The organism is Zavarzinia sp. (assembly GCF_041650655.1).
Lineage (GTDB): Bacteria > Pseudomonadota > Alphaproteobacteria > Zavarziniales > Zavarziniaceae > Zavarzinia.
This window is the reverse complement of the sequence record NZ_JBAZKR010000236.1, coordinates 1-3,028: the sequence shown is the minus strand read 5'-3', so window position 1 is coordinate 3,028 and position 3,028 is coordinate 1. Positions and strand designations below refer to the sequence as shown.

3 protein-coding genes are annotated in these 3,028 nt (G+C 69.4%); all 3 read right to left on the bottom strand.

Translation table 11 applies throughout. The features are described 5' to 3' along the window. A partial coding sequence (locus WC493_RS22805) for an MFS transporter (protein ID WP_373068859.1) occupies window positions 1–1,179 on the bottom strand: 1,179 nt, incomplete at its 3' end. Continuing rightward, on the bottom strand, window positions 1,176–1,847 hold the full coding sequence (locus tag WC493_RS22800; RefSeq protein ID WP_373068857.1) for an MOSC domain-containing protein: 672 nt from the start codon (window positions 1,845–1,847) through the stop codon (window positions 1,176–1,178). The genes WC493_RS22800 and WC493_RS22805, both read right to left, overlap by 4 nt. Further along, complete coding sequence (locus WC493_RS22795; RefSeq protein ID WP_373068855.1) at window positions 1,844–2,842, bottom strand: ROK family protein; 999 nt, start codon at window positions 2,840–2,842, stop codon at window positions 1,844–1,846. Before WC493_RS22795 ends, WC493_RS22800 begins: the two co-directional genes overlap by 4 nt. Between the last annotated feature and the right edge of the window lie 186 nt (window positions 2,843–3,028).

The following is a 3,028-nucleotide window of genomic DNA, read 5'->3' as shown; positions in this document are numbered from 1 at the left end:
CCCGCTGAGGAACCAGAGGTAGCTCGCCGCCTGCACCGCCAGCAGCGCGGCGAAGGTGATCTGGTAGGCCGCGCGCGGTGCGTGGCCGGCCGCCTGCAAGGCGTCCACCGCGGCGCCGAAGCCCCATTGGATGGCGAAGGCGCCGACGAAGGCCATCAGGTTCAGCGCGGTGTTGACGCGTCCGGCCAGTGCCGGGCTGTAATGGCCCTGCAGCAGCGCATAGGCGAGATTGCCGACCGAGAAGACCATGCCGAAAATGAACCACAAGGGTTCGCCCGGCGCGGTGCCGAGCACGATCAGCAAGGTCGCCACCAGCCCGATCCCCATGCCCGTCTTCAGCAGCCGCAGCGGGCCGAAGCCGCGCGCCGCGAGCGGCGCGACGCCGAAGGCGATGCCGAGGAAGCCGATCAGCATGCCGCTGCCCATCAGCAGCAGGTGGTGCGCCGCCGCCTCGCGCGGCAGGCCCGAGAAATTCATCAGCCAGGGCACGGCCCACAGTCCCTGCAAGGCCAGGAAGCCGCCGATGATCAGCATGGTCTGTGGCGCATAGCACCAGAAGGCGCGGCTGGCGAGCACTTCGCCGAGGCCGGCGAGCTGGCTGCGCAAGGGCTCCGGCCGGGCGTTGCCGAACTTGTCCGGCGTGCTGAAGATGCCCGCCGCGGCGGCGACGCCGGCCACGGCCAGCACGATGAATACGGTGCGCCAGCCGAAATGCGGAATCGCCCAGGACAGCGGCGTCGATGCCGTCAGCGCGCCCAGCCCGCCGGCGGCCATGATGGCGGCATTGAGCGAGGCCTGCCGCTCGGTGCCGAACCACTGGCTGAAGGCCTTGAAGGATGCCATCAGGCAGGACGACACGCCCAGTCCGATCAGCGCCCGGGCGACTGCCAGTTCGGTCAGCGAGTTGCCGGCGGCAAACAGTGCGCAGCCGGTGGCGGCGATCAGCAGCAGGAAGGTTTCGACGCGGCGCGGGCCGTAGCGGTCCAGCGCCAGTCCGAGCGGCAGTTGCACGGCGCCGAAGGCGAGCAGGTAGGCGCTGGTCAGCAGGCCGAGGTCGGCCGCCGAGACGGCCAGCTCGCGCGTCAGTTCGGGTGCGATGACGGCATTGACGTTGCGCAGGAAATAGGAAAAGTAATAGCCCGCGGCGAAGGGCAGAAACACGCGCAACCACAAATTCATTCACTGCCCCCGTTGTTGCGCAGCCACTCGGCGCGCTGCATGAGTTTAGCCGTCCAGTTGGGATCGAGTCCGTTGGCATGAGCCAGCCGGAGCACGGCGGCAATCGAAGGCCGCGTCTGGCGCACCAGGCGCGAGAATTCTGCCAGCGTCACGGCGTCGGCGGGGCGCTCGATGTGCTCCAGCCGGTCGCCCGCGGCGATCTCCCCCGCATCGAGCACCCGGTAGTACCAGCCGGCCAGGCCGTGTTCGGCGATGAAGGCCGCGACGCCCTCGCAGGCTGTGCGCGTGTCGATCTTCCAGCAGGGCGTGCGCGGCTGCGACACCTGGATGCGCGCTTCGCCGAGGCGGAAGATGTCGCCGATGCAGACATCGTCCTCGGTCATGCCGCGGGTAGAGATGTTTTCGCCGAGGCCGCCGGGCGCGAGGTGCCGGGCCTCGGCAAAGGCCGCCGCGAGTCGCGCATAGTGCTCGGCCGGATAGTGATGCAGCGCCTTGCCGACGCCGCCGTGCACCCGGCGGTCGGCCTGGGCATCGCCGGCGAGGCCTTCCGCCGTCAGCAGGCGGCGACCGCTCACCGGCGTTTTCACGATCGCGCTGCTGCGGCTGTCGCCGGCGAGCCGGGCGACCTGGCCGGCGAACAGCGCGTCCACCGCGACGGGAGCGTTCAAGGCCATAGCCAGGCCGCGCCGCGCACGCCGGAAGAATCGCCATGCGTGTGCTTGCGCATGCGGGTGGCGACCTGATCGGAGAACACGTGCGAGGCCCAGAGGCGCGGCACGTTTTCGTAGAGGCGATCCATGTTGGACAGCCCGCCGCCGAGCACGATCACGTCGGGGTCGAGGATGTTGATCACCTGCGCCAGCGCGCGCGCCAGCCTCGTCTCGTAGCGTTGCAGCGTGGCTTCGCAAGCGGCATCGCCGGCAGTAGCGCGCTCCATGATCTCGGCGGGCGAACAGTCGGCGCCGTTGGCACGGCGATGATCGGCGGCAAGACCGGGACCGGAGAGATAGAGCTCGACGCAGCCCTTGCGTCCGCAGTAGCAGGTTGGTGCGCCGCCGCCGGGCCGTCCCAAGGCGGCGCCTCCAAATGCGCCGGAGCCGCGAAGCGGCGAACCTCCGTCACCCCCTTCCGTGGGAAGGGGGCCGGGGGAATGGTCGTCAATCCACTCGCCGGGCATCGGGTTGTGGCCCCATTCGCCGGCGATCGCATTGGCGCCGGTCAGCGTCTTGCCATCGACGACGATGCCGCCGCCGACGCCGGTGCCGAGGATCACGCCGAACACCACCCGCGCGCCGGCCCCCGCGCCATCGACGGCTTCTGACAGGGCGAAGCAGTTGGCGTCGTTGGCGATGCGCACGTCGCGCCGCAGCAGTTGCTCGAGATCCTGCCTGAGCGGTTTGCCGATCAGACAGGTCGAGTTGGCGTTCTTGATCAGTCCCGTGGCGCGCGATTCGGCGCCGGGAATGCCAACGCCCACACTCGCCGCCGTGCCGCCAGCGCCGACTCTTTTCTCTGCCGCCGCGACCAAGCCGGCCACCGCCTGCAGCGTCGCCGCGTAATCGCCTTGCGGCGTCGCCACGCGCTCGCGCAGCAGCACCGCGCCATCGTCGCCCAGCGCGATGATTTCGATCTTGCTGCCGCCGAGATCGACGCCAAGCCGCATCAGGAAGCGCTTGCCGTCATTTGCCGAACAGTCCCTTGAGCTTGTCCTTCGCCTTGTCGCCGACCGCGCTCTTGATCTCCTGCGTCTTCTCCGCGACCTTGGCTTTCGCTGCCTCCGAAACGAGGCTGCCGAACTCGATCTTGTACGACAGGTTGTCGAACGGGCCCGCCACGCGCACCGGGATCG